Origin of the sequence: Microcystis aeruginosa FD4, assembly GCF_009792235.1 — a bacterium.
Taxonomy (GTDB): domain Bacteria; phylum Cyanobacteriota; class Cyanobacteriia; order Cyanobacteriales; family Microcystaceae; genus Microcystis; species Microcystis viridis.
Genome location: NZ_CP046973.1, coordinates 1,006,776 through 1,028,143 on the forward strand (window position 1 = coordinate 1,006,776; position 21,368 = coordinate 1,028,143).

Consider the following 21,368-nt stretch of genomic DNA (forward strand, 5'->3'; position numbering starts at 1 on the left):
TTACCGATAACTGAAGAAGCTCTCTTTTCTTTCCTCTACCTAGTAGAGCAGAAATGTTAACTTTGCTTGGTATTCTTGGGTGAGGGGATGACTAACTCCCAAAATCTGAAATATGGCTAACATGGCTTTTCTTGCCCCATCCTGACGATATTTTCTACTTTCTCCCACCAGGCTGATCAGTTTATCTAAAGCGGCGGCATAATCTTCTTTTAAGGCGGAATTAATACCAGTAAAAAATATCGGATCGAGGGGATTATTTTCTGGTTTTAACTGTTGAAATTCTAGGAGAGTTTTCCACCCTTTAATCGGGGGATTTTCCTCTTTAATAGCACTGATTAATCGATAAGCATCAGACCATTTTTCTAGACGCATGAGAAATTTTACCGCCATAATAATTAATCGCGGTTCGTTGGGATATTTGGGAAAAAGACGATCAAATAATTGTTTAGCTGTGGGCAAATTATCGAGGGCGATCGCTTCTTGTATTTCTGCTAATCCTGTTTCTAATTCCGATTGTAAATCGAGACGGGAAAATAAGTCTCTAATTTGTTCTTCTGGCAAAGCACCGACAAAACAGGGTAACACTTCTCCCTTGCTGACAATTCGCACATCGGGAACTCCTTCTACATCGTATTGTTCGGCTAATTCGGGATTTTTATCTATATCTATTTTGGCTAGGATAAAATTATATTCACTTGCTAGTTTTTCTAGCATCGGTTTTACCAATTTACAGGGTCCACACCAGAGGGCATAAAAGTCTAAAATCACTGTATTTAGATAGGATTTTTCGATCACTTCACTATCAAAATTTGTCCCATCTACCTCGATAGAATATCCCATCTATTTCTCCTCTAATAACTTATTTTTCAGCTAGTTGTGTCTCACTTATCTCTTTTACCCAAAGGGCTAATCCTCCCCCTCGTCCCCGGGCTGCTATCATTGTTTCTGTGATCAAAAAATAGGCAAAAAATGCCTGTTTTTTGATGCTTTCCTGATAAAAATTCGCTTCACTTACCTGGCCATTTCTAATAAAACCTGAATAGAGAGAGCGATTAAATAGGGTTAGGTTGAGCCGGGTAAAATCAAAGGCAAGAAGACGGGTTTTAGGAAAAAACTTAACTGGACCGCTTACAGATAGTTTTACTGCCCCTAAAACTATGTGATTGCTGACGGTTCCAGAGATAAATTCTCCCGGTTCTAAGCTCTCATTTCTTTGGTAAGAGATGGTAATTTTTAACCAGGATGGTAGATAGCGACCCTTACCTAAAACAATCCCCGCTCTCTTTTTCGCTTTTTGAGTTCCCGTGATCAAGTATAATCGCCAATTACCGACCAAAGCCTCAAAAGTAAGATTTTCTTTAGTTTTTTTATTGTTTTTTTCTGTTGCTAAGAGAAATTCCAGCAATTGAGAGACAGGGGGGCGATTATTCTCCTCAAGTATTAGGGGTGAGTCGAGATTTCTAACCATGATTTGAGACAGTGCCAAAATATTTTAACTGAAGCTACCGAACTCGAAAAAGCGAGCGATAAACTGGTTGACCTTTATTATAAGTGGACTTTTCCCTTTCCGTCGGTACGGGGAAAATATTTTCCTCTAACCAGGGGGTTTGATGTTGCCGAACAAAATGGGGATGTGCTTGAAATCTCTCCGTCATTTCCAGGGCGATCGATTCCACATCCGACTGTAAAAAAACCCAGCCTCCAGATACCATATACTTAGCCAAAGCTATGACTAATTCCGGCTGCACGACTCGACGCTTACTGTGACGCTGTTTAAACCAAGGATCGGGAAATTGAATCGACACCCAAAATAACTTATCTGGGGGCAAAGATTGCAGGAAAATTTCTGGGGTAACATTCATATTGCCAAAAACAAAAGCGAGATTTTTTAATCCTAACCTTTCCCGTTCCTGATTCGCTTCAATTACCAAAGGTTGACGAATTTCAATCCCCAAAAAATTAATTTCTGGATATACTTGGGCCATTTGTAACAAAAATTTACCCCGCGCACAACCAATGTCAAGATGGAGAGGTAGTGTCATATCCTGATAAACTTGATTCCAATCGGGGGGAGCGATCGGATGGCGATATTTATGACTTAAGGGATTGACGTGCTGACGAACGCGAACTTTAGCCAAAGATATTTTCTCCTCATTTCTCCTCGATCGATCTAGTTTACCGATATTTAGCCCAATTGAATGCGATGAATTTCCGTTTCGCCATTCTCAGCGATCCTCATATCGCTTTACCCACAACCATTTTGAACCATTCTAATCGCTTTCATCTGGTGGAAGTGAGTATTCCCGCTTTAAAAATTGTTTTAGACCATCTCATCACCCTTAACCTCGATTTTCTGCTGATTGCCGGCGATTTAACCCAAGATGGTGAACCAGAAAATCATCGTTGGTTAGCCGATTGTTTAGCCACTTTACCCTTTCCCGTCTATGTGGTGCCGGGTAATCATGATGTTTTGAGTTTAACCGCAACAGAAAACCAGATCGGTTTAGCTGATTTTCCCTTTTATTATCAACAATTTGGTTACAGCCATCCCGAACAAATATACTACCAAAAAGAAATTTTACCAGGAGTGCAATTAATCGGTCTTAATTCCAATCAATTTGATGACCAAGGTAAACAAATTGGCAGTTTAGATGCAGAACAATTGCATTGGTTAAAACAGACTTTACCAGCGCTAAAAAACGATCTAGTGATGGTGATGATCCATCATAACGTTATCGAGCATTTACCCGGACAAAGCAATCATGAATTAGGTAAACGCTATATGTTGGCTAATGCGGTAGAACTGCTCGATATACTACAGGAAAACGGCGTAAAATTGTTGATTACTGGTCATCTCCACGTGCAAGATTTGGCTTTTACCAGAGGTATCTATGAAATTACCACCGGTTCCCTCGTCAGTTATCCCCATCCCTACCGGGTGTTAGAATATTGCGAAAACACGGTTGAATTAGCCATAGAATCCTTTCATCTGCAAAATATACCGGGATGGGAGAATTTACCCGCTATTTCTCGGCAATGGTTAGGCGATCGCTCTTATCCTTTTATGATGCGTTTATTAACCTGTCATCCCCTCAATCTTCCCGTGAGTCTAGCGGAGGAATTAGCCCCAAAATTACGCAATTTTTGGGCAGATGTGGCCCAAGGTGACACAATCTTCGATTTTAGCGATTTTCCGCCCCTAGTACGCCGTTATTTTTACGCTTTCAGTGCCATCGATCCCCTCGGTAATCCTCATTTTATCGACAATCAAGCTGTAATTAGTTTCAAGCATCAGTTTACTTATCAGCGCTCAAACTTGCTGGTAGAGTTGAGAGAATAGCTGCAATAAATAATTAACTATAGCTATAGTTATGGCACTATCCGGCAGCGCGACCGCTATATTGGCAGAAAATATCAAAAAAAATCAATGGAAGCACTGAAAAAGGAATTAAAAAAAATCGGTTCTCTTGCCCTGTTTTTTTTCTTGGCTTTCGGTTATATTCTTCTGATCATGAAATTATTTCTGGAAGAGTATTCGATTACTACCTACGTTTTGGGTAAAGCGATCGTAGGAGCGATCCTTGCCGCAAAAACCGTGGCCATTCTCGACGCAGCCATGAAGCTAGAATGGTTAGAAAATCGACCCCGTTACGTTAGTATTCTGTATCGAACCTTTGTTTATACCCTAGCAGCACTGATTCTCGGCTCGATCGAGGGTTTTATCGAAGCTTATCTGGGAACGCGGGTAATTTCGGAGGCAATGGCCAAATTTTGGCAAAGGGAAAGTTTCTCTCAAATCCTTGCGGTTACTCTCTGTCTCGCAGTGGTTTTTTGTCTCCACAATCTCTGGCACGAAATCGATCGCTATTGGGGTAAAGGCAAATTGAGAAAATTTTTTCTCGATCGCTCCTAAAGTACAGCAGTTATCTTCATGGTGAGATAGGAAGTTTTCCTTTTGGGGAGTCGGGAGATAGGATTTAGGGAGATAGGGATTTAGGGAAATTTCAGCTAAATTCCCCACTACCCCCCGCAACGCGCACGCAGTGACCACCCCACTACCCCAACACCCCACTACCCCCACGAAAAACTTTTTGCCGCAAACCCCATCTCCCCCCTGCTCGCCCTATCTTTCGCAGGCGACCCCTGCTAGGATAAAATACGGGTGAAAAATTGCTAATCCAAGGAGTACAGACGTGATTGAACCTTTAGTGCTAGGGATTGTCCTAGGCTTAATTCCCATTACCCTAGCGGGTTTGTTCGTTGCCGCCTATTTACAGTACAAACGGGGCAATCAATTCGGCTTAGACTAAATCTATCACGCCAATCCCCCGAATTGAGAAAATCTCCCATCCAGCTAGGCACTAGACGGGAGATTTTTTGACATAGCAAATTTGCCGCTTAACAGATTGTTGATGCTGACGTTGCCATCCCTGCAAAATTCATCTGTCTTGGGAGATCGATCGCCTGAAAGCAAGAACTAAACGGCTGTTAAACTAGGAAAACGAATGACAGTTTCGGTATATTCGGGAACCCATCCGGCGGTACTGGTGAAGTAACGCACTGCTTTAACTCGTTTACTGGCAGTGAGGTGAAACCAGTGTTCGCTGTGGGCGGGAACATTGATATATTCTTGAGGTTGAATAGTTAATTCCCCCTGAGAACCATCGGCAAAGACAAAGCCAAAAACCCCCTCTCCATCAATGATATAACGCACCTCATCGTCAGCGTGGGTGTGACAGCGCTCGAATTTGGCCAGTAAAGTGTCGAGATTGGCAATGTCGGGGTGTAAAACGATTAAATCTCTAGCTTGATAACCCGCTTCTTGCTTTAGTTGCTCAAAATAACCGTCTAAGCTAGTTAAAACTATTTCTTTTTCTTCGTCAGTCAGAGAAGCTTGCTTAAGTAGCTGACGGGTGGCCTCGTTTTCGATCGGCCAATAGTTTAAAGTAACATTTAATTTAGCCAATTCCAGACTAATATCGGCTAACTGGGTATAGGTTGTCCCATTCTCTAAGCGTAGTATCGCCATTGGTTATCATCCTCAAGATTACTTTTTCTATTTTAAAGTTTTCCAGAGAGAAGCCGCTCGATTTTTTGTCCCTCGATCCCTTGCCAGTTCCTAGGATTTTCTCCTCAAAAATGCTATTATGTCCTATATATGGGGAATTAGCTCAGTTGGTAGAGCGCTGCGATCGCACCGCAGAGGTCAGGGATTCGAGTTCCCTATTCTCCATTGGCCAGAGATACTAACCGCTTTTCAAGGTTCAAGAAAGGGACTTGCGTAGGAATAATATCCCAGCTTTGAAAATCGCTCTGTAGAAGAACCAGACCAGCCAGATGGTACATTATCAAAGCGCAAGTCCCCAACATCTCGAAGGCTCTCCCCCTATTTAGGGTGATCAGCAAACCCCCTCCGCGCGGAGGGCGCAGGTTCCTTGCGCCCCTACAGTAACGGATTTTGTCCACAATGTAGGGGCGAACTGCGTTCGCCCAAAAGGTACATTATCAAAGCGCAAGTCCCAAAGATTATGAACCAGTCTCAACTTCCCCAAAAGGCGTTACTTTTATTTCTGGGGAGAATAGCAGAAGATTACTGACAGAAAAGCTAAAAGATTTGACCTGTGGTGGTAATTTTCCTTGAAAAAATGCCATTAATTCCTGATCATTTCTTGGTAAGTGACTAAGGATAACTCCATTAGCTGAATTATCTTGAACAAAGCGAAAATTGGCTTGAGTTCCATCGAGATAATTAACGTTAATTATCACGGGGGGGATTCTAAAGAGTTGTTTGACTATTTTACCCAACCAAGAATATTCAAATTTAACTTGAACACGAGTAATCCCACTATTACGAGTAGGTAATTCATAGACTTGATCCCAAGTAATATTAGTAGTCTCTCCTAGAGGGGTTGGACTACAACGACTGACTTTTTGTTTTTCTAAAAGATAAAAGTTGGTTTTGATTGCGGGGACTTGGAATGGCGAATTTACCGAGTCAAGTTGATAATTACAAACCACATAGGAAAAAGCTTTAGGTTCATCAAAAAAAGGATGTCTGCCATCAATAGATTGAAAGTGATAAATCAGATAATCTCTGGGAGATTGAGATAAGCTTTGATAATTTAGTTCATCCAGTTTTTCTGTATAAGCAGAATAGGATTGAATAATCGGCCTCGGTTTCCAATTAAGCTGATTGCCCGGAATAAGTGAAAATTCCCACGGAATTATATCAATAGTTTTGCCTTGCACTTTTTCCAGCACAGAATCGGGAAGTTTTAGTCGATTATTTAGCTTAACTAAATTTTCGCTCGTAATCCTTTGAACCTCTGCTTGAAATTTCTTTATATCGAGCAATAAAACAACCCTATTTATGTTATTGGCTACTTTGGCAGGATTGAGTTTACTAAATTGATAATTTCTAAGAGTTGAAATAACGACACAAGATAGTAATAAAATTAAGTAGGTAATGTATAATTTGGGTTTATTCTTAACTGGATTATTGTCAATTTTGATAAAATATAATGAGATGATTAGCAGGACAATAATACAGAACAGCACTACATGAGAATCCTGACGAACAAATCCGTGCTTAAATCCTAAAAATAGAGGAAATAGCAGGGCAATACTTAGGCTGGTTGAACCACTATTGCACAGACGAAAAAGTAGATTTATTATCACTGCACAACATAATATTGCTAAGAGGGCATTTATATCTCTGATCAATGATATAAATGCTCTCTTAGAACCTGTAAGACTCATGGCACTGGAATAACCTGAAGATATTGACCAAGAATTGAGTATATATTCATATAAAGAAGGAAAGTTATTTGATGAAAAACTTTGAATCAATAAAGTTGTATAAAACAGATAAAAAACTAGATAAGGTAATAATTTTTTTAAAAATGTTATCAGCCTTGTTTTATTCAAAATTTTATCAATAACAAAAGCTACTATTCCAGAAATTATAAAATTAACCAATAGTTTTGTTAAAACTGTTATCGATTGACCAGAATATAAAAAAATACTAGCAACGGAAATAGCGATTAAAGTGAAATTAAACAGGGATTGAATATATTTACTCAAATTCTTTAGTTTTTGTTTTCTATAGGCTAGGTAAAAGCCGGAAAATAAAAAGAGATAAAAAGTACCTGCTATATAAATTCCCAAGGTTAACTTAGTTAAAATAGCTAACCCAGTAAACATACCTACTATAATAGAATTTACTTGTAAATATTTTACAAAAAATTTCTCAAAACTTAAAGCCAGTAAAAATATAGAAAATATTTGATAATCTGTAGTAAATCCTATAGTATTTTTGTAATGAACTCCTAGTAAAAATATAAAAATAAAATTAATTACTATCAATATTTTAAGACTATTTGTTTGTAACTTTATGATCCTTAAAATCAATAATCCTAATAGTACAAAATGAACGGCAAATCTGAAAATTATAATTTGCTTAAAATTGCTAGATAAAGCAGCTCCTTGCATTAAATATCCCAGAGGGCCATAGGTAAAAACTATCTCTTTTCCAAAAACTAACTTTTCCTTGGCTGCTTGACTAATTCCGTAAGACCAAGAAGCATCTAATCCGGGATTTATTAAGTGTATCGTCGGCAAAAATGCCAAAAACAGGTAAATCAGAGTTAGACTAATAATTAAATTAAAAACAATTGTTTTTGAAGCAAGTATTTTGGTGATTTGCATAGCCTTATTTCCAGAATTTTTCTTTAAAAAATACCTTTTAATTCCTTTTCATGGGTATGAATCCAATCAAAAATATCTTGGATTAATTTTCTACCGTCTCGCTGGGGTTGCCATCCAGTCATAGAACTGATTTTGCGAGAATCAGTGATAAAAATTGGCATATCTCCGGTGCGATTTTCGGGAATTGCCTCAATCATTATACTATTGCCCGTGATTTCTTGACATAGTTTTGTGGTTTCATAAAGAGACAAGGAAAAATCTTGCCCACCCCCCACATTAAAAGTCTGCCCTTTGAATTGTGCTAAATTAGCAATCTGAATATCGATTAAATCGAGTAAATCAGCTACATGAAGAAAATCTCTAACCTGTTTCCCTGTACCCCCATAACCGATATATTTTAAGGACTTCTGAAAGTAATGATTAGCCACCCAAAGGGCAAAAACTCCCTGATCAACTTTTCCCATCTGCCAAGGACCGGTTAAAACTCCACAGCGATTAATTAAAGTTCTTAATCCGTAGGCATCCCCATATTCATTAATAATCAATTCCGATGCTAACTTAGTGGAACCGTAGAGAGAACGGGGCAAATCTAGGGGAAATTGTTCACTGATACCAAAAGCAGAAACCCCGGGTAAATTTTGCTGTTCAGATAAATGAAAACGAGTATCTGTTTCTGTATAGTTTAATTGATTAAGATAGGCAATGGGATAAACTCTGCTGGTGGAGAGAAAAATAAAATCTGCTTGGGTTTGTCTAGCTAATTCTAAACAGTTAATCGTTCCAATTAAGTTAGTCTGCAAAACGTAGCCCGGGGAAGTATAACCAGCTAAAACGGAAGGTTCTGCCGAACATTCTAGGATTAAATCCACTGGCAAAGCGGATGCTTCTAAGTCTTCTGCATTTCTGACATCTCCATGAACAAACTCAATTCTCGCTTGTTTGAGACGGGGAATATTTAATTCAGAACCGCGACGTTTTAAGTTATCTAAGGCGATAATTTTCCAGTCGGGATAACGTTGGGCTAATCCTAAACCTAAAGAACTGCCCACAAAACCCGCACCACCAGTAATTAACACTCGTCTAGTCATCAACAATACTCCTCTAGATAATAATTATCAAACGACTTGATTCTTTTTCTGTTTGCGCTTATAGTCGCCTCTAGAAAAGTGTTTTTCTAACCAGATAGAGAGAACTATAAATAAATAACGACTGCCCATTTCCTTGAGTTTTAACTTGGAAACCCCCGTGGTACGATTGCGCCAAGTGATGGGAATTGTCGTGTAGGAATATCCTCGCACGATCGCTTTTAAGGGCATCTCTACTGTTAAATTAAAATGGTGAGATAGTAGAGGTGAGATTCCTTCGATAACCTCCTTACGATAGATTTTAAAGGCGTTAGTAGTGTCATTAAATTTTAGCCCAAATAAAACTTGAATGAAGAGATTAGCCAAACGATTAATGAATAGCTTGTGTATGGGATAATCAATAACTTTTCCTCCTTTGATAAAACGGGAACCAAAAACGCAATCGTAGCCTTCTTGGAGCTTATAATAATAGTCCACCATGTTATCGGGAGAGTCGGAATTATCTGCCATTACTACTGCCACTGCATCACCGCTAAAATTTTCTAATCCACAGCGCACCGCAAAACCAAACCCGTTAGGATAATAGTTATTAATGTAGCGAATCCGAGGATTTTCTTGGTTGATTTTTTGCAGAACTGCTTCGGTGTTATCTTTGCTATTGTCATTAACAACTAGGATTTCATAATCAATTCTATCCTCTTTTAAACGTTCAGATATTAAGTTAGTGGTGCTTTCGATGCAATCTTCTTCGTTGTAAGCAGGAATAACTATTGATAAGGTTTTTACTGCATAGTTATCCCTTGATTGACGTGGGTGAGAGTAACCGTCCATCTCGAAAGCTGGTGCTAATCCTTCGGGATAGTACATTTCTGTCTCATTAGTCTTATTCTTGGGTTTAAAAACTAGGCTATCACTGGCGACATAATTAATACTAGCCCCCACTAAAACCCCAATCATTGTGTTAACTCCAGGGCTAATTCCTAACCAGTTTAAGAAGGGAAATATCAAAAAAACTCGCAGTAAAACTGCTAAACCTGCCGAGAGATGATAGAGAGGAAGTTGTATCAAAATCACATCTCTAATTGTCCAATCTCCTCCAGTCCACACCCAGATTCTATAGATAAAGAAACTGGCAATTAAAGATATTTCTATCGAAATGACATTAGCAACATTCTTCAGAAATGGGGTATTAAATCCCAAGTCATCAATGAACCAATAAATTAAGAATAAGTTGATTAGAAATGCCACTCCCCCAGCAATGAGAAATCGGAAAATTTTATTGTTGTAGATTTTAGTTAACATAATAGTCTCTTAAAACATGATCTGGTTTAGTTTTTCTAGGTCAATATTGCTCTATTAATAACATTATTAATGTCCTCTGGTTAACTAATTAACATAGTTCCTCAATTACTAGCAGTATATTTGGCTAAAAATAACTTTTGTAACGAGGGAAAACTAGCAGATAAAAGCTGACCAGAATAATTCTTGATTTACCCTAAGTCCAACGGCTAACGTTTTGACTAAAAATCTCTTTGAGAATATCTGTTACCGTGTAGGTTAACTGCCAATCAGGATAATGATTTTTAAACTTACTCACATCAGAAATCCACCAAATATGATCACCAATACGATTAGTCTCTACATACTGCCAGTTTAACTTTTTATCTGCAATCGCTTCACATTCTTGAATAGCTTCTAACATGGAACAATTACTAAAGCGACTACCACCGATATTATAAACTTCTGCTACTCGCGGAGTCTGATAAAAATGATAGAAAGCATTGACAAGATCGTAACTATGAATATTATCGCGTACCTGCTTACCCTTATAGCCATAAATACTGTATTCTTTGCCAGTCATCGTACATTTCATTAAGTAGGATAAAAACCCGTGTAATTGGGTTCCCGAATGACTTGGACCGGTTAAACAACCACCACGAAAAGAGGCAGTTTTCATCTCAAAATAACGCCCGTATTCCTGTACCAACACATCCGCTGCCACTTTCGAGGCACCAAACAAAGAATGTTTACAAGCATCAATACTCATCAACTCGTCAATACCTTGAGCAAAATAAGAATGATTTTCCGAGATTTCCCAACGTAATTCTTTTTCTACTAAAGGCAATTCATTCGGTCTATCCCCGTAAACTTTATTGGTGGAACAGAAAATAAATACTGCTTGGGGACATTGTTGACGAGTATTTTCTAATAATACTAAAGTTCCGTTAGCATTGACACTAAAATCCATATAGGGATCCTTAGCTGCCCAATCGTGGGAAGGTTGCGCCGCCGTGTGGATAATTAAGGATATATCATGACTATAGGTTTTAAATATAGCTGCAATAGCTTCATGATCGCGAATATCTACAGCATGGTGAATGTATTTATCCCCGTAATCTTGGGATAATTTGGCTCGATTCCACTCCGTTGAAGCGTCTTCGCCAAAAAATACCTGACGCATATTATTATCGATACCGACGACAGTATAACCCCGATCACAAAAAAATCGTACTGATTCGGAACCGATTAAACCAGCAGAACCAGTTACTAGAACGATCGCCATAACTATATCCTGAATTTTTTGCCTAGTTGTTGAGAAATTTCCCAAGTTGAGAAAACTTTCCCCGACTTTACTAGATAGGTTCACCTTTGTCAATTAAACAGGAGGAGATTCCCTTAACTGCGGCAATTCCTTCAAAAATTATCGTCCTATCCACTAGGAGTGATTTAATGGCGTTTTCTTGCCAGTAATCCCTCATTAAGTCCCCATCTCCCCCCGTTAAAATTATCCCGCTCTCTGGATATAAATTTAACCATTCCAGACTGAATTTTTCTATTCCCGCCAAAATTGTATAAATTATCCCACTTCTTATCCCTTCTGCTGTTTCTTTTGCCCACATCTGAGGTAATCTTTCCAGTAAAGACACCTCTGGTAAGGTTGCCGTCCGTTCCCTTAAACTGGCTAATTGCACCTTTAACCCGGGTAAAATTGCCCCCCCCACTAGCTTTTTATCCCCATCCACCCCCGTAAAAGTTAAAGCTGTTCCCGCATCGATGACTAAACAGGGAAATCCGTATTTTTTTCCCGCACCTAAGACAGCTAAAGCTCGATCGATGCCGAATGTCGGATATAAATCCAGTAAAGGAATATCTTTCAGAGTAATTATCCGTAAATTGCCATAATTTGCCCATAATTCTCTTTGGCTAGGAACCACAGAAGCGACAACCAATTCACAGTTGCATTTATTTGTCAAGAGTTTAGGGAAAATTTGTTGCAAAAATTCATCACTTAGGGGTTCGGTCAGGTGGGGAGTATCGAGACAAGCTAACAGGGTTTGACCGCGAAAATACCCCCAATGTAGCCGAGAATTGCCGATCATCAACCCTATCCAGTCAGTATCTTGCTCAGTCATTTAGTTAGTGGGAAGTATTTTCAGTGAACAGTGAACAGTAAACAGTAAACAGTAATCAGTGATTAGGGATCGGTAAACAGTACAGTAAACAGTAATCAGTGAACCGAAAACTCACATCTGATCACTGATAACTGATCACTGATCACTGATAAGGCTGATATTCGGGGGAATTATCTAGAAATCATGACAAAACTTTTTTAATGGTTGAGCAGGCAAGAGATAATATAACCTATGTATAGAATTTAACAAAAAATCTGGTTAACGGACATTGATCAAGTCGATAGCGCAGTGTCAAACAAGTTCTTTTCCCGCTCAGGTATGGCAATTAGATCACGGCTTAACCGTAATTCATCAGTATTTACCCGTGACTCCTGTGGTGGTGGTGGATGTGTGGGTGAAAGCAGGTGCGATCGCTGAACCCGACCCATGGTTAGGTATGGCCCATTTTCTCGAACACATGATCTTTAAGGGGACGAAAAAACTTCCCCCCGGACTCTTTGACTATTTAATCGAAAATTGTGGCGGAATGACCAACGCTGCCACCAGTCACGATTACGCGCACTTCTATCTCACCACCAGTGTGGATCAAATTGAACATACCTTACCCCATCTGGCCGAAATTCTCCTCCATGCTGAGATTGACGATGAGGAATTCTATCGGGAAAAAGATGTAGTCTTAGAAGAATTACGGGCCTGTTATGATGATCCCGATTGGATTGCCTACCAAACCCTCTGCGGAAGTATCTACCAAAACCATCCCTACGGACGCTCTATTCTAGGCGATCAACCCTGTTTAGAGCAATTAACCCCCAATCAAATGCGCTGTTTCCATCGCACCTATTATCAACCGGAAAATATGTGTGTGGCGATTATTGGGGGAATTGAACCCCAACCAGCTTTAGAAATTATCCGGCAATCTTTTCGGGAATTTCCCGTCCCCTCGGAATCCCCTCCCCATCTAGTGGCTGCCGAACCCCCCATGATCGAAATTCGTCGCTCCCAAGTATATTTACCCCATCTAGAACATTCTCGTCTCTTGATGGGATGGACTGGACCGGGATGCGATCGCCTAGAAGATGCCTTTGGATTAGACTTGATTTCTGTAATTCTTGCCGGAGGACGCTGTTCGCGGTTAGTGCGACAGCTGCGGGAAGAAGCGCAAATCGTCCTCGATATTAACAGTAATTTTTCCCTGCAACGAGATTCCAGTCTCTTTACCATCGGTGCTTGCCTATCTAGCTCACAAACCGCAGCAATTGAAGCTATTATCTGTGAACATCTCCAACATCTGCACGATCATCCCGTCCCCCCCGCAGAATTACACCGCACTCAACAGATATTAGCTAACGATTATATTTTCTCCACAGAAACCCCGGGCCAATTAGCCGGACTCTATGGATATTATCAAACCCTGAGAGCTGCCGACCTAGCAACGATCTATCCCCAAGTTATCCAAAGTTTGCAACCGTCAGATCTACAGCGTCTCGCTCGTCAGTATCTCTCCCCGGAGCGATATGCTATTACAATAATGCAACCCTGTGAATAAACGATGTCCGCTTCTCCCATTCACCGCTTAACCTTAGAAAATGGCATCACTCTTTTAGTGGTGGAAAATACGGCCGTGGAGTTAGTTGCAGGGAGGATTTTTCTCAAAAATGCGGGTACTCGTTGGGAAAAAACCGAAAAGGCGGGTTTATTTCGTCTCTTGGCCGTGCTGCTCACCAAAGGTACAGAAAAGTTATCTTCCCTAGAAATTGCCGATCGCGTTGAGTCCACGGGGGCCGGTTTAAGTGCCGATACGGGGACCGATTATTTTGTGGTGAGTTTAAAGACCGTTACTAAGGATTTTTTAGATATATTGCGTCTAGCGGCGGAAATTATTCGTTTTCCCAGTTTTCCCCCTCCAGAAATCGAATTAGAGAAAAATCTCACCCGTCAAAGCATTCGCTCTCAATTGGAACAGCCTTTTAATGTCGCTTTTAATCAATTACGCGCAGCTATGTACCCCGATCATCCCTATGGTATGTCTTTATTGGGTACGGAGGCAACGGTTTCGCAATTGCAACGGGAGGATATGCAGGCCTATCATAGTCGCTTTTTCCGTCCCGATAACCTCGTGATTAGTCTTTCTGGCCGTATTACCCTAGAGGAAGCGGTAAAAGCAGTGACGGAAATTTTTGGCAGTTGGTCAATTCCCGATCTTCCTTTATCTAGTTTACCCCCGGCCGCTTTTGATTTTCAGCCTACCTGTTTAACTACCGTCCAAGCTAGTCAACAGGCGATCGTTATGTTAGGATACCCCGGGTCTTCTGTACAAGAGGATGATTATCCCGTTTTAAAATTATTGAGTACCTATCTGGGGAATGGGTTATCTAGTCGTTTATTCGTGGAATTGCGAGAAAAACGGGGATTAGCCTACGATGTTTCCTCTTTTTATCCCACCCGTCTCGATTCTTCCCAATTTGTCATTTATATGGGTACTGCACCCCAAAACACAGCGATTGCCGTGTCGGGATTGCGTCAGGAAGCAGAAAGGTTATATAAAGTAACTTTGAGTGAGGAGGAGTTACAGTCAGCTAAAAATAAGTTATTGGGTCAATATGCTCTCGGTAAACAAACTAACGCCGAAATCGCTCAATTATACGGTTGGTATGAAAGCTTAGGTTTGGGGATTGAATTCGATCGCACTTTCCTGGATTCTATTAATCAGATTACTCCCGAACAAGCGCGATCGGTAGCCGATAAATATTTTCAAAATCCTTACATTTCTCTAGTCGGTCCAGAAAATGCGATCGCTGAAATTCTCTAGGAAGTCGCACAGAAAACGGGGTTCTCCGAGAAACCCGTTTTCTACTCATGCAAAAGGCAAAATGGAGAATAAATAATCAGTTTTTAATAACTGGATTTAGTATCAGGAGATAAGATACAGGAGATAGGTGTTGGGGTTTTAGGGTGTTGGGGTTTTAGTTGAAATTCCCCATTTCCCCATTTCCCTAACCCCCGCTCCCATCTCATAGACAGTCTCAACGAGTAATTTAGATAGTCAACAGCTTAGTTAAAAACATCAAAAAGCAGCAACAAGAGACTATTGCTGCTGCTTTTTTTGATTAACTCCCCGGGTGGGATTCGAACCTACGACCAATCGGTTAACAGCCGACCGCTCTACCACTGAGCTACCGAGGAAAGCTACTCACAATTAATAATTATAATCATAAGTCCCTCAATAATGCAAGTGTTTTCTGGATTTTTTCTCAAAAAAATTTCCGGTGCCGGTAGAGGTGGGCGGAGAATCCACTATTGTGGAGATAAGGACACCATTAAGTCTAGTCTATGCTTGCCCATCACCACCGTCCCGTTTCCCTCTGTCTGCTCTCCACAGATCTACCCATCCTCTCCTCTTTAGACACTTCCGCTACCCTCTACCAAAAGGATCGCCACCGGTTTCATCTTCTCCTCAATCAACCACCGATGGCTCTGGCAGAAATAGAGACACTTAAACCCGAAAATAGGCAAAATAAATTAATTTGGCTAGAAATTTCGGTCAATCGGGTAATTATGACCATGCAGGGCCAGGGAAAATTCGCCTATCGTCATTTTTGGGAGCAAGGGGTTTTTGGTGTCAGTCGCTACTGGTTAAATGCCGAAAGTCTTCAACCGGGTGACGCTTTTCGCGTCCGCAACTATACCCGTAGTCTCCAATTAGAGGGGAATAATCTCCCCGAATATTTGCGTCTAGAGTACGAATTATGGTCAGATAACCTGATTTTAGGTCATTATGTCCTTCATCTGCAAGTACACCACTAAATAGGGTATGCTGAAAAAGTTTCTCGTGGGGGTAGGGTGTGGGGTGTGGGGTGTAGGGTGTAGGGTTTTACCAATTTTCATCTGGTCAATTACCTAATTTTCAGAGAAAAAGTCCCTGAATTTTCCCCCCGATCCCCGCAATGGCTGGCACTTTTTGAGGGTAAAAAAGTCTAAAAGTCCTATCCAACAAGGTTTTTAGATTTATTCAGCAGACCCTAAATAGGACTCTTTTGCCCTGAAAATTAGGTAATTGTCGGGTGGATTGAAGAAATTAGTCCTACACTAAACTAAAAGCCGTATAAATAGACCGTTAGACAGAAATCGATAAATACACTATTGTCGTATCAATTATGAAATCATTTCTCATCACAGTGCGATCGCTATCGCTGTAGGGTGCGTTCCCTAATGCAAGTCCTACTGCTCCAGCGATCGATTTTGGGGAACGCACCATGCACATTGATTAAACCTCTTGCATAATTAATTTTTGAGGATTCAAAAACGGCAAAAATAAGGATTAAATTGCATAAAATCCTTAAATAGGGCTTGCTGAATAAATGTGAAATGTAGGCAAAGTAAGGGTTTTGGGGCTTTACGAGCGAAACAGGTGCAAGATTTTGAGAGAATCGTGGTTCAAAACCTTGCATCTTCATCGGCCCGCGTCCTGTAGGGGCGAAGCATTCGGGCAATAACCTATCGGTGAAACCGGAGATTTTCTATCCGAATGCTTCGCCCGTACTTTTTGCTGCAAACCCTATTTAGGGTTTGCAGCAAAAAGTTTGTTGGTGGGGTTAGGAGTCGGTCGTCAGTAGCCAGTCGTCAGTAGCCGGTCGTTTTAATCTCAGGAGAAGTGGCAATTTTGGCCATTGGTGGATTTAAAACCGGTGCGATATTTTCTACCGTCATCGGCAATCCAGAGATAGAAATATAAGTAGTAGCCCGAATTAATGCTCCCTCTAATTCGCGAATATTAGAAGTATAATTAACGGCAATATATTCGATAACTTCTCGTGGGAGACGCAGATTTTCGTACTCGGCCTTTTTTTGTAAAATTGCCATACGAGTTTCGATATCTGGTGCTTGGATATCGGCGACTAATCCCATAGAAAAGCGAGAAATTAAACGATCCTGTAAACTGGGAATCTGTTTAGGGAGGCGATCGGAGGCTAAAACTACCTGTTTTCCCGCTTCGTGCAGGGTATTAAAGGTATGAAAAAATTCTTCTTGAGTGTATTCTTTTCCTTCAATAAATTCCAGATCATCCACTAATAATATGTCCGCATGGCGATAATGATTACGAAAACTTTCCATACTATCTTGACGGATAGCGGTGATTAAATCATTAGTAAATTGTTCCGTCGATACATAAAAAACCCTGGATTGGGGATATAATTCCAGACGATAATGACCGATCGCTTGCATTAAATGGGTTTTACCTAATCCCACACCACCACAGAGAAAAAGCGGGTTAAATTCGCGTCCGGGTAATTCCGCCACCGCTAAAGCGGCCGCGTGGGCCATGCGATTAGTTGGCCCGACAACAAAACGGGAGAAATTATATTTAGGGTTAAGTTGATTACTGGGGGATAGTTCTAATTCTAAGCTAGTGTGAGGCTGGAAAATAGCGATCGAATCCCCCTGTTGTGCCGTTAGTTGAATCTCGACGGGATAACCGACGATATCCTACACTACTTCGGCAATTGTTGACAGATAATTTTTCTGAAGATGGTTAAGAATAAAAGGATTGGCAGCCTGAATTACTAAGCGATCGTTTTGCCATTCTTTAACCGTCGCCGTTTGAAACCAAGTTTCAAAAGCGGGACGGGTTAATAGTAATTTTAGACGCTCTAGGAGATTATGCCAAAGTTGTTGGGGGCTGCTATCCACGGTTAATTTTGATTAACAAAGTTGCTCTAGTGCTGCTGCGGGGAAACCTTATCAGTTTAGCGAGATTTTTCCGCTCAAGATAAAATGATTTTCAGAGGGAAACAATTAATCCTTATACAGATGACACAAGTTTTAACAATCACCCAATTAGGAAACCCAATTCTACAGCAAAAAGCACCAGCGCTCGATCATCTTCTCGATTCTGACTGTCAAGATTTGATCGATTCCCTGATTACCACCGTGCAAGCTGCCCACGGGGTGGGAATCGCCGCACCCCAAGTTGCTCGGTCTCTGCGTCTGTTTATCGTTGCTTCTCACCCCAATCCTCGTTATCCCGACGCTCCGATCATGTCACCCACTGCCATGATTAATCCGCGTATTTTGCAGGTCAGCGAGGAAATGGTCAAGGGTTGGGAAGGTTGTCTCAGTGTCCCCAATTGGCGCGGTTTTGTCCCCCGTCATCAGTGGATTGAGGTGGCCTATTATGATCGCAATGGTCGGGAAATCCGTCAAGTTTTCAGGGATTTTGTCGCACGCATCTTTCAACACGAATACGATCATCTGGAAGGAATCCTCTTTCTCGATCGCCTTGCTTCTCCGGCGGATTTATATTCGGAGGAAGAATATCAAAAAATCAGTAATATTGCTGAATATAAGCGATAAAATCGCAAAATCTCCCTATATCTTCAAAATAAGTTCAATAACTTAACGGGAATATTTTATCTGGCGACAAAATTTTTGTGGGCAAATCTAAATTTTTTGTTAGAATGATAACGATTATCATTCTAGGCAGGCCACCTTTGCAAACAAATAAACTACTTGACAAAATAAACTAATTGTGTTTTAGAACTCTGCCCTCAATTAACTAGGGAGATACTCAAGACTTTTTCGGTGACTAGGAAAATCAATTTTTCCAGATTTCCGTACCGGAGATAAACCCAAAGACGAGGGAATAACCCGATAGCTTTCATTAGTTATCGTCTAGATGCCCAGAAAAATAAATACTCTAGCAAAGGGTATTTATTGACATTGGTAAAATCAGAAAACTTTGCCGATTAATTAACTATTGGAGTCCGTAAAAATATCTATGACCTTAGCTAAGTCCAAAGCAATTTTCGACAATGATGACTACAATCACTTTCCCGAAGTGATTACCGAACCTAAATCGCCAGTATCGGAAGCCGAGATGATGCAAGCGGTACGAACACTGCTGTTAGGATTAGGAGAAGAGCCCGATCGCGAAGGTTTACGAGACACTCCTAAACGAGTAGTAAAAGCCCTAAAATTTCTCACTTCTGGTTATCAGCAATCCCTAGATGAATTGCTGAATGGGGCAGTTTTTCACGAGAATGCTAACGAGATGGTTTTAATCCGAGACATCGATATTTTTAGCTCCTGTGAACACCATATTTTACCCATTATCGGCCGCGCTCATGTTGCCTATATTCCTAACGGGAAAGTGATCGGTTTATCGAAAATTGCCCGCATCTGTGAAATGTACGCCAGACGACTGCAAGTACAGGAACGTTTAACCGCACAAATTGCCGATGCTTTGCTAGGATTACTGCAACCTCAAGGGGTAGCTGTGGTGATTGAAGCGACTCATATGTGTATGGTAATGCGCGGGGTTGAAAAACCCGGTTCTTGGACTTCTACGAGTGCCGTGCGCGGTATTTTTGCCGATTCTGCTAAGACTCGTCAAGAGTTTATGAGTTTGATTCGTCATAGTCCCGATTTTCACTAATTAGTCAGGGGGATCAGGATTATTTGATCGTCCTATCCCCGGTTTTTTCCTAGGCAAAAAACCAGCACCAAACCAGCTATTTACTGTTTACTTTTTATTTTTAACTCGCTGTTATCATGCTGATTCGTCCCCGTCGTCTTCGTTACACTCCAGCGATTCGCCGTCTTGTTCGTGAAACCGAATTAACCGTTAATGACTTGATTTATCCCCTCTTTATCATGGAGGGAGAAAATCAAAAGGTGGCTATTCCTTCTATGCCCGATTGTTATCGTTATTCCCTCGATTTATTGCTCAAAGAAGTGGTTAATGCTTATAATTTAGGCATTAATGCCATCGCTCTTTTCCCTCTGATTGCCGAAGATAAAAAAGATAATTTCGGTACAGAAAGTTATAATCCCGATGGTTTAGTACAAAGGACAGTGAAAGCGATTAAAAAAGAAGTACCTGAAATAATTATTATTACCGATGTTGCTCTTGATCCTTTTTCAATTTATGGTCATGATGGTATCGTCCAAGACGGTAAAATTCTTAACGATGAAACCGTGCAAGTTTTAGTGAAAATGTCGCTCTCGCAAGCGGCAGCCGGGGCTAATTTCGTCGCTCCTTCCGATATGATGGATGGTAGGGTTGGGGCGATCCGTCGAGCTTTAGATGCGGCTGGCTATTTTGATGTGGGAATTCTCGCTTATACGGCTAAATATGCCTCTGCTTATTATGGTCCCTTCCGAGATGCCTTAGAATCAGCACCAAAATTTGGTGATAAGAAAACCTATCAAATGGATGGGGCTAATAGTCGGGAAGCGTTACGGGAAGCCAGTTTAGACATAACAGAAGGGGCAGATATTATCATGGTTAAGCCCGCTCTTGCTTACCTCGATATTATCCGTCGTCTGCGAGATAGTAGCCATCTTCCCGTTGCCGCTTACAACGTCAGTGGGGAATACGCGATGATTAAAGCGGCGGCAAAACAGGGCTGGATTGACGAAAAAAGCCTGATTTTGGAAACTTTAACCAGTATGAAACGAGCGGGGGCCGATTTGATTTTGACCTATTTTGCTGCCGATGTGGCATTAATGAAACAGGAAAGCCGATTTTAGGGTTTTTGCCAGCGAAATTGATAGAAATTATCCCGCGCACCCCACAGCTGCCGGCCAAGGCTATCATAACCTCGATCGCTGGTATCCATGCCCTGGGAATGTAGAATAATTGTATTAGTTATTTTCACCGCACCTCTGGCATTAGTGGGACAACCCTGGGGGGGAGTTTCTCCCCGATAACCCCCCGCTATCGGTTTTAAAAACACAGTACACACCGACTCAGCCAAATCTGATACATTTAAATTTCTTTCTGTCAAGTCTTTGTTACAAAAATTAATAAAGTTAGCGGCATTATTTAACTTATAAGCTTTTGATTCCACAGTGGAATTATCGGGGCTAGGTTGAATGACTAAAATTCTTTGACGATAGGGTTGATTTAACTGATCGATAATCGCCTGTTCTTGATAGAGATAAATATTATCCTGTTTAGGGGAAAAATTCACCGCACAGGTAGTCATTTGCACCTTAGCAATGCGGGGGTTAGTCTGCGCTTGTTGCCTGGTATCCATAACCCCAATTAAATGATTAGCCACCCCTTGCACTTGCGGGTTAAGGGGCAAAGATTGAGTGAGAAAAAATCCTAGGGCGATCGAAGTTTTCAGCATGAGGGGAAGCTTAATTCCGGTTAGTCTCT

19 protein-coding genes, 2 tRNA genes and 1 pseudogene are annotated in these 21,368 nt (G+C 40.8%); 10 read left to right on the forward strand and 12 right to left on the reverse strand.

What is annotated here, in order from left to right:
* Positions 1-39: 39 nt before the first annotated feature.
* Genes GQR42_RS05145 through trmB form a run of 3 tightly spaced genes read right to left on the reverse strand, consistent with a single transcriptional unit; the run spans position 40 to position 2,138 of the window.
* Complete coding sequence (locus tag GQR42_RS05145) at positions 40-840, reverse strand: tetratricopeptide repeat protein (RefSeq protein ID WP_158199157.1); 801 nt, start codon at positions 838-840, stop codon at positions 40-42.
* A 19-nt stretch (positions 841-859) separates the two neighbouring features.
* Positions 860-1,468 carry a hypothetical protein gene (locus GQR42_RS05150; protein ID WP_158202392.1) on the reverse strand — a complete coding sequence of 203 codons (609 nt, stop codon included), beginning with the start codon at positions 1,466-1,468 and terminating at the stop codon, positions 860-862.
* 34 nt (positions 1,469-1,502) lie between these two features.
* Entirely contained in the window at positions 1,503-2,138 is a 636-nt protein-coding gene (trmB, locus tag GQR42_RS05155; protein ID WP_158199158.1) for a tRNA (guanosine(46)-N7)-methyltransferase TrmB, read from the reverse strand.
* A gap of 65 nt (positions 2,139-2,203) precedes the next feature.
* Here trmB and GQR42_RS05160 point away from each other — a divergent pair, with 65 nt between their 5' ends.
* From GQR42_RS05160 to petG, 3 genes are all read left to right on the forward strand, one after another.
* Positions 2,204-3,340, forward strand: a complete 1,137-nt coding sequence (locus GQR42_RS05160; RefSeq protein ID WP_158199159.1) for a metallophosphoesterase family protein — start codon at positions 2,204-2,206, stop codon at positions 3,338-3,340.
* 87 nt (positions 3,341-3,427) lie between these two features.
* Positions 3,428-3,913, forward strand: coding sequence for a hypothetical protein (locus tag GQR42_RS05165; protein ID WP_158199160.1), 486 nt, complete (start codon positions 3,428-3,430; stop codon positions 3,911-3,913).
* 280 nt (positions 3,914-4,193) lie between these two features.
* On the forward strand, positions 4,194-4,310 hold the full coding sequence (gene petG / locus GQR42_RS05170; protein ID WP_002738052.1) for a cytochrome b6-f complex subunit V: 117 nt from the start codon (positions 4,194-4,196) through the stop codon (positions 4,308-4,310).
* 167 nt (positions 4,311-4,477) lie between these two features.
* Here petG and GQR42_RS05175 read toward each other — a convergent pair whose 3' ends face one another.
* Positions 4,478-5,029, reverse strand: coding sequence for a 1,2-dihydroxy-3-keto-5-methylthiopentene dioxygenase (locus GQR42_RS05175; protein ID WP_002769808.1), 552 nt, complete (start codon positions 5,027-5,029; stop codon positions 4,478-4,480).
* Between the two features lie 131 nt (positions 5,030-5,160).
* On the opposite strand from GQR42_RS05175, the gene GQR42_RS05180 reads away from it, so the two are divergent.
* A tRNA-Ala gene (locus tag GQR42_RS05180) sits at positions 5,161-5,233 on the forward strand.
* A gap of 293 nt (positions 5,234-5,526) precedes the next feature.
* On the opposite strand, the gene GQR42_RS05185 is transcribed toward GQR42_RS05180, so the two are convergent.
* From GQR42_RS05185 to GQR42_RS05205, 5 genes are all read right to left on the reverse strand, one after another.
* Positions 5,527-7,707: a hypothetical protein gene (locus GQR42_RS05185; RefSeq protein ID WP_158199161.1), complete on the reverse strand. Its 2,181-nt coding sequence runs from the start codon at positions 7,705-7,707 to the stop codon at positions 5,527-5,529.
* A gap of 23 nt (positions 7,708-7,730) precedes the next feature.
* Complete coding sequence (locus GQR42_RS05190; protein WP_158199162.1) at positions 7,731-8,795, reverse strand: NAD-dependent epimerase/dehydratase family protein; 1,065 nt, start codon at positions 8,793-8,795, stop codon at positions 7,731-7,733.
* 27 nt (positions 8,796-8,822) lie between these two features.
* Entirely contained in the window at positions 8,823-10,094 is a 1,272-nt protein-coding gene (locus GQR42_RS05195) for a glycosyltransferase (protein ID WP_158199163.1), read from the reverse strand.
* A gap of 193 nt (positions 10,095-10,287) precedes the next feature.
* Positions 10,288-11,355: an NAD-dependent epimerase/dehydratase family protein gene (locus tag GQR42_RS05200; protein WP_158202393.1), complete on the reverse strand. Its 1,068-nt coding sequence runs from the start codon at positions 11,353-11,355 to the stop codon at positions 10,288-10,290.
* Positions 11,356-11,425: 70 nt separating this feature from the next.
* Positions 11,426-12,205, reverse strand: a complete 780-nt coding sequence (locus tag GQR42_RS05205; RefSeq protein ID WP_158199164.1) for a pantothenate kinase — start codon at positions 12,203-12,205, stop codon at positions 11,426-11,428.
* Positions 12,206-12,473: 268 nt separating this feature from the next.
* On the opposite strand from GQR42_RS05205, the gene GQR42_RS05210 reads away from it, so the two are divergent.
* Both GQR42_RS05210 and GQR42_RS05215 read left to right on the forward strand, forming a co-directional pair.
* Positions 12,474-13,751: a M16 family metallopeptidase gene (locus tag GQR42_RS05210; protein ID WP_158199165.1), complete on the forward strand. Its 1,278-nt coding sequence runs from the start codon at positions 12,474-12,476 to the stop codon at positions 13,749-13,751.
* Between the two features lie 3 nt (positions 13,752-13,754).
* Entirely contained in the window at positions 13,755-15,014 is a 1,260-nt protein-coding gene (locus tag GQR42_RS05215) for a M16 family metallopeptidase (RefSeq protein ID WP_158199166.1), read from the forward strand.
* A gap of 302 nt (positions 15,015-15,316) precedes the next feature.
* On the opposite strand, the gene GQR42_RS05220 is transcribed toward GQR42_RS05215, so the two are convergent.
* Positions 15,317-15,388, reverse strand: a tRNA-Asn gene (locus tag GQR42_RS05220).
* Between the two features lie 147 nt (positions 15,389-15,535).
* Between GQR42_RS05220 and GQR42_RS05225 the strand changes: the two genes are divergently transcribed.
* Positions 15,536-16,009: a hypothetical protein gene (locus tag GQR42_RS05225; protein WP_158199167.1), complete on the forward strand. Its 474-nt coding sequence runs from the start codon at positions 15,536-15,538 to the stop codon at positions 16,007-16,009.
* Between the two features lie 834 nt (positions 16,010-16,843).
* Here GQR42_RS05225 and dnaA read toward each other — a convergent pair.
* Positions 16,844-17,893 (reverse strand): annotated as a pseudogene (dnaA, locus tag GQR42_RS05235) (chromosomal replication initiator protein DnaA); the annotation flags it as partial.
* Between the two features lie 84 nt (positions 17,894-17,977).
* Between dnaA and def the strand changes: the two are divergent.
* The 3 genes from def (at position 17,978) to hemB (ending at position 20,734) form a co-directional block, all read left to right on the forward strand.
* Positions 17,978-18,556: a peptide deformylase gene (def, locus tag GQR42_RS05240; RefSeq protein ID WP_158199169.1), complete on the forward strand. Its 579-nt coding sequence runs from the start codon at positions 17,978-17,980 to the stop codon at positions 18,554-18,556.
* Between the two features lie 424 nt (positions 18,557-18,980).
* On the forward strand, positions 18,981-19,637 hold the full coding sequence (gene folE, locus GQR42_RS05245) for a GTP cyclohydrolase I FolE (RefSeq protein ID WP_158199170.1): 657 nt from the start codon (positions 18,981-18,983) through the stop codon (positions 19,635-19,637).
* Positions 19,638-19,753: 116 nt separating this feature from the next.
* Positions 19,754-20,734, forward strand: a complete 981-nt coding sequence (gene hemB / locus GQR42_RS05250; protein ID WP_158199171.1) for a porphobilinogen synthase — start codon at positions 19,754-19,756, stop codon at positions 20,732-20,734.
* On the opposite strand, the gene GQR42_RS05255 is transcribed toward hemB, so the two are convergent.
* Positions 20,731-21,339 (reverse strand): chromophore lyase CpcT/CpeT, encoded by a 609-nt coding sequence (locus GQR42_RS05255; RefSeq protein ID WP_158199172.1) that lies wholly within the window; start codon positions 21,337-21,339, stop codon positions 20,731-20,733. The genes hemB and GQR42_RS05255 overlap by 4 nt on opposite strands.
* Between the last annotated feature and the right edge of the window lie 29 nt (positions 21,340-21,368).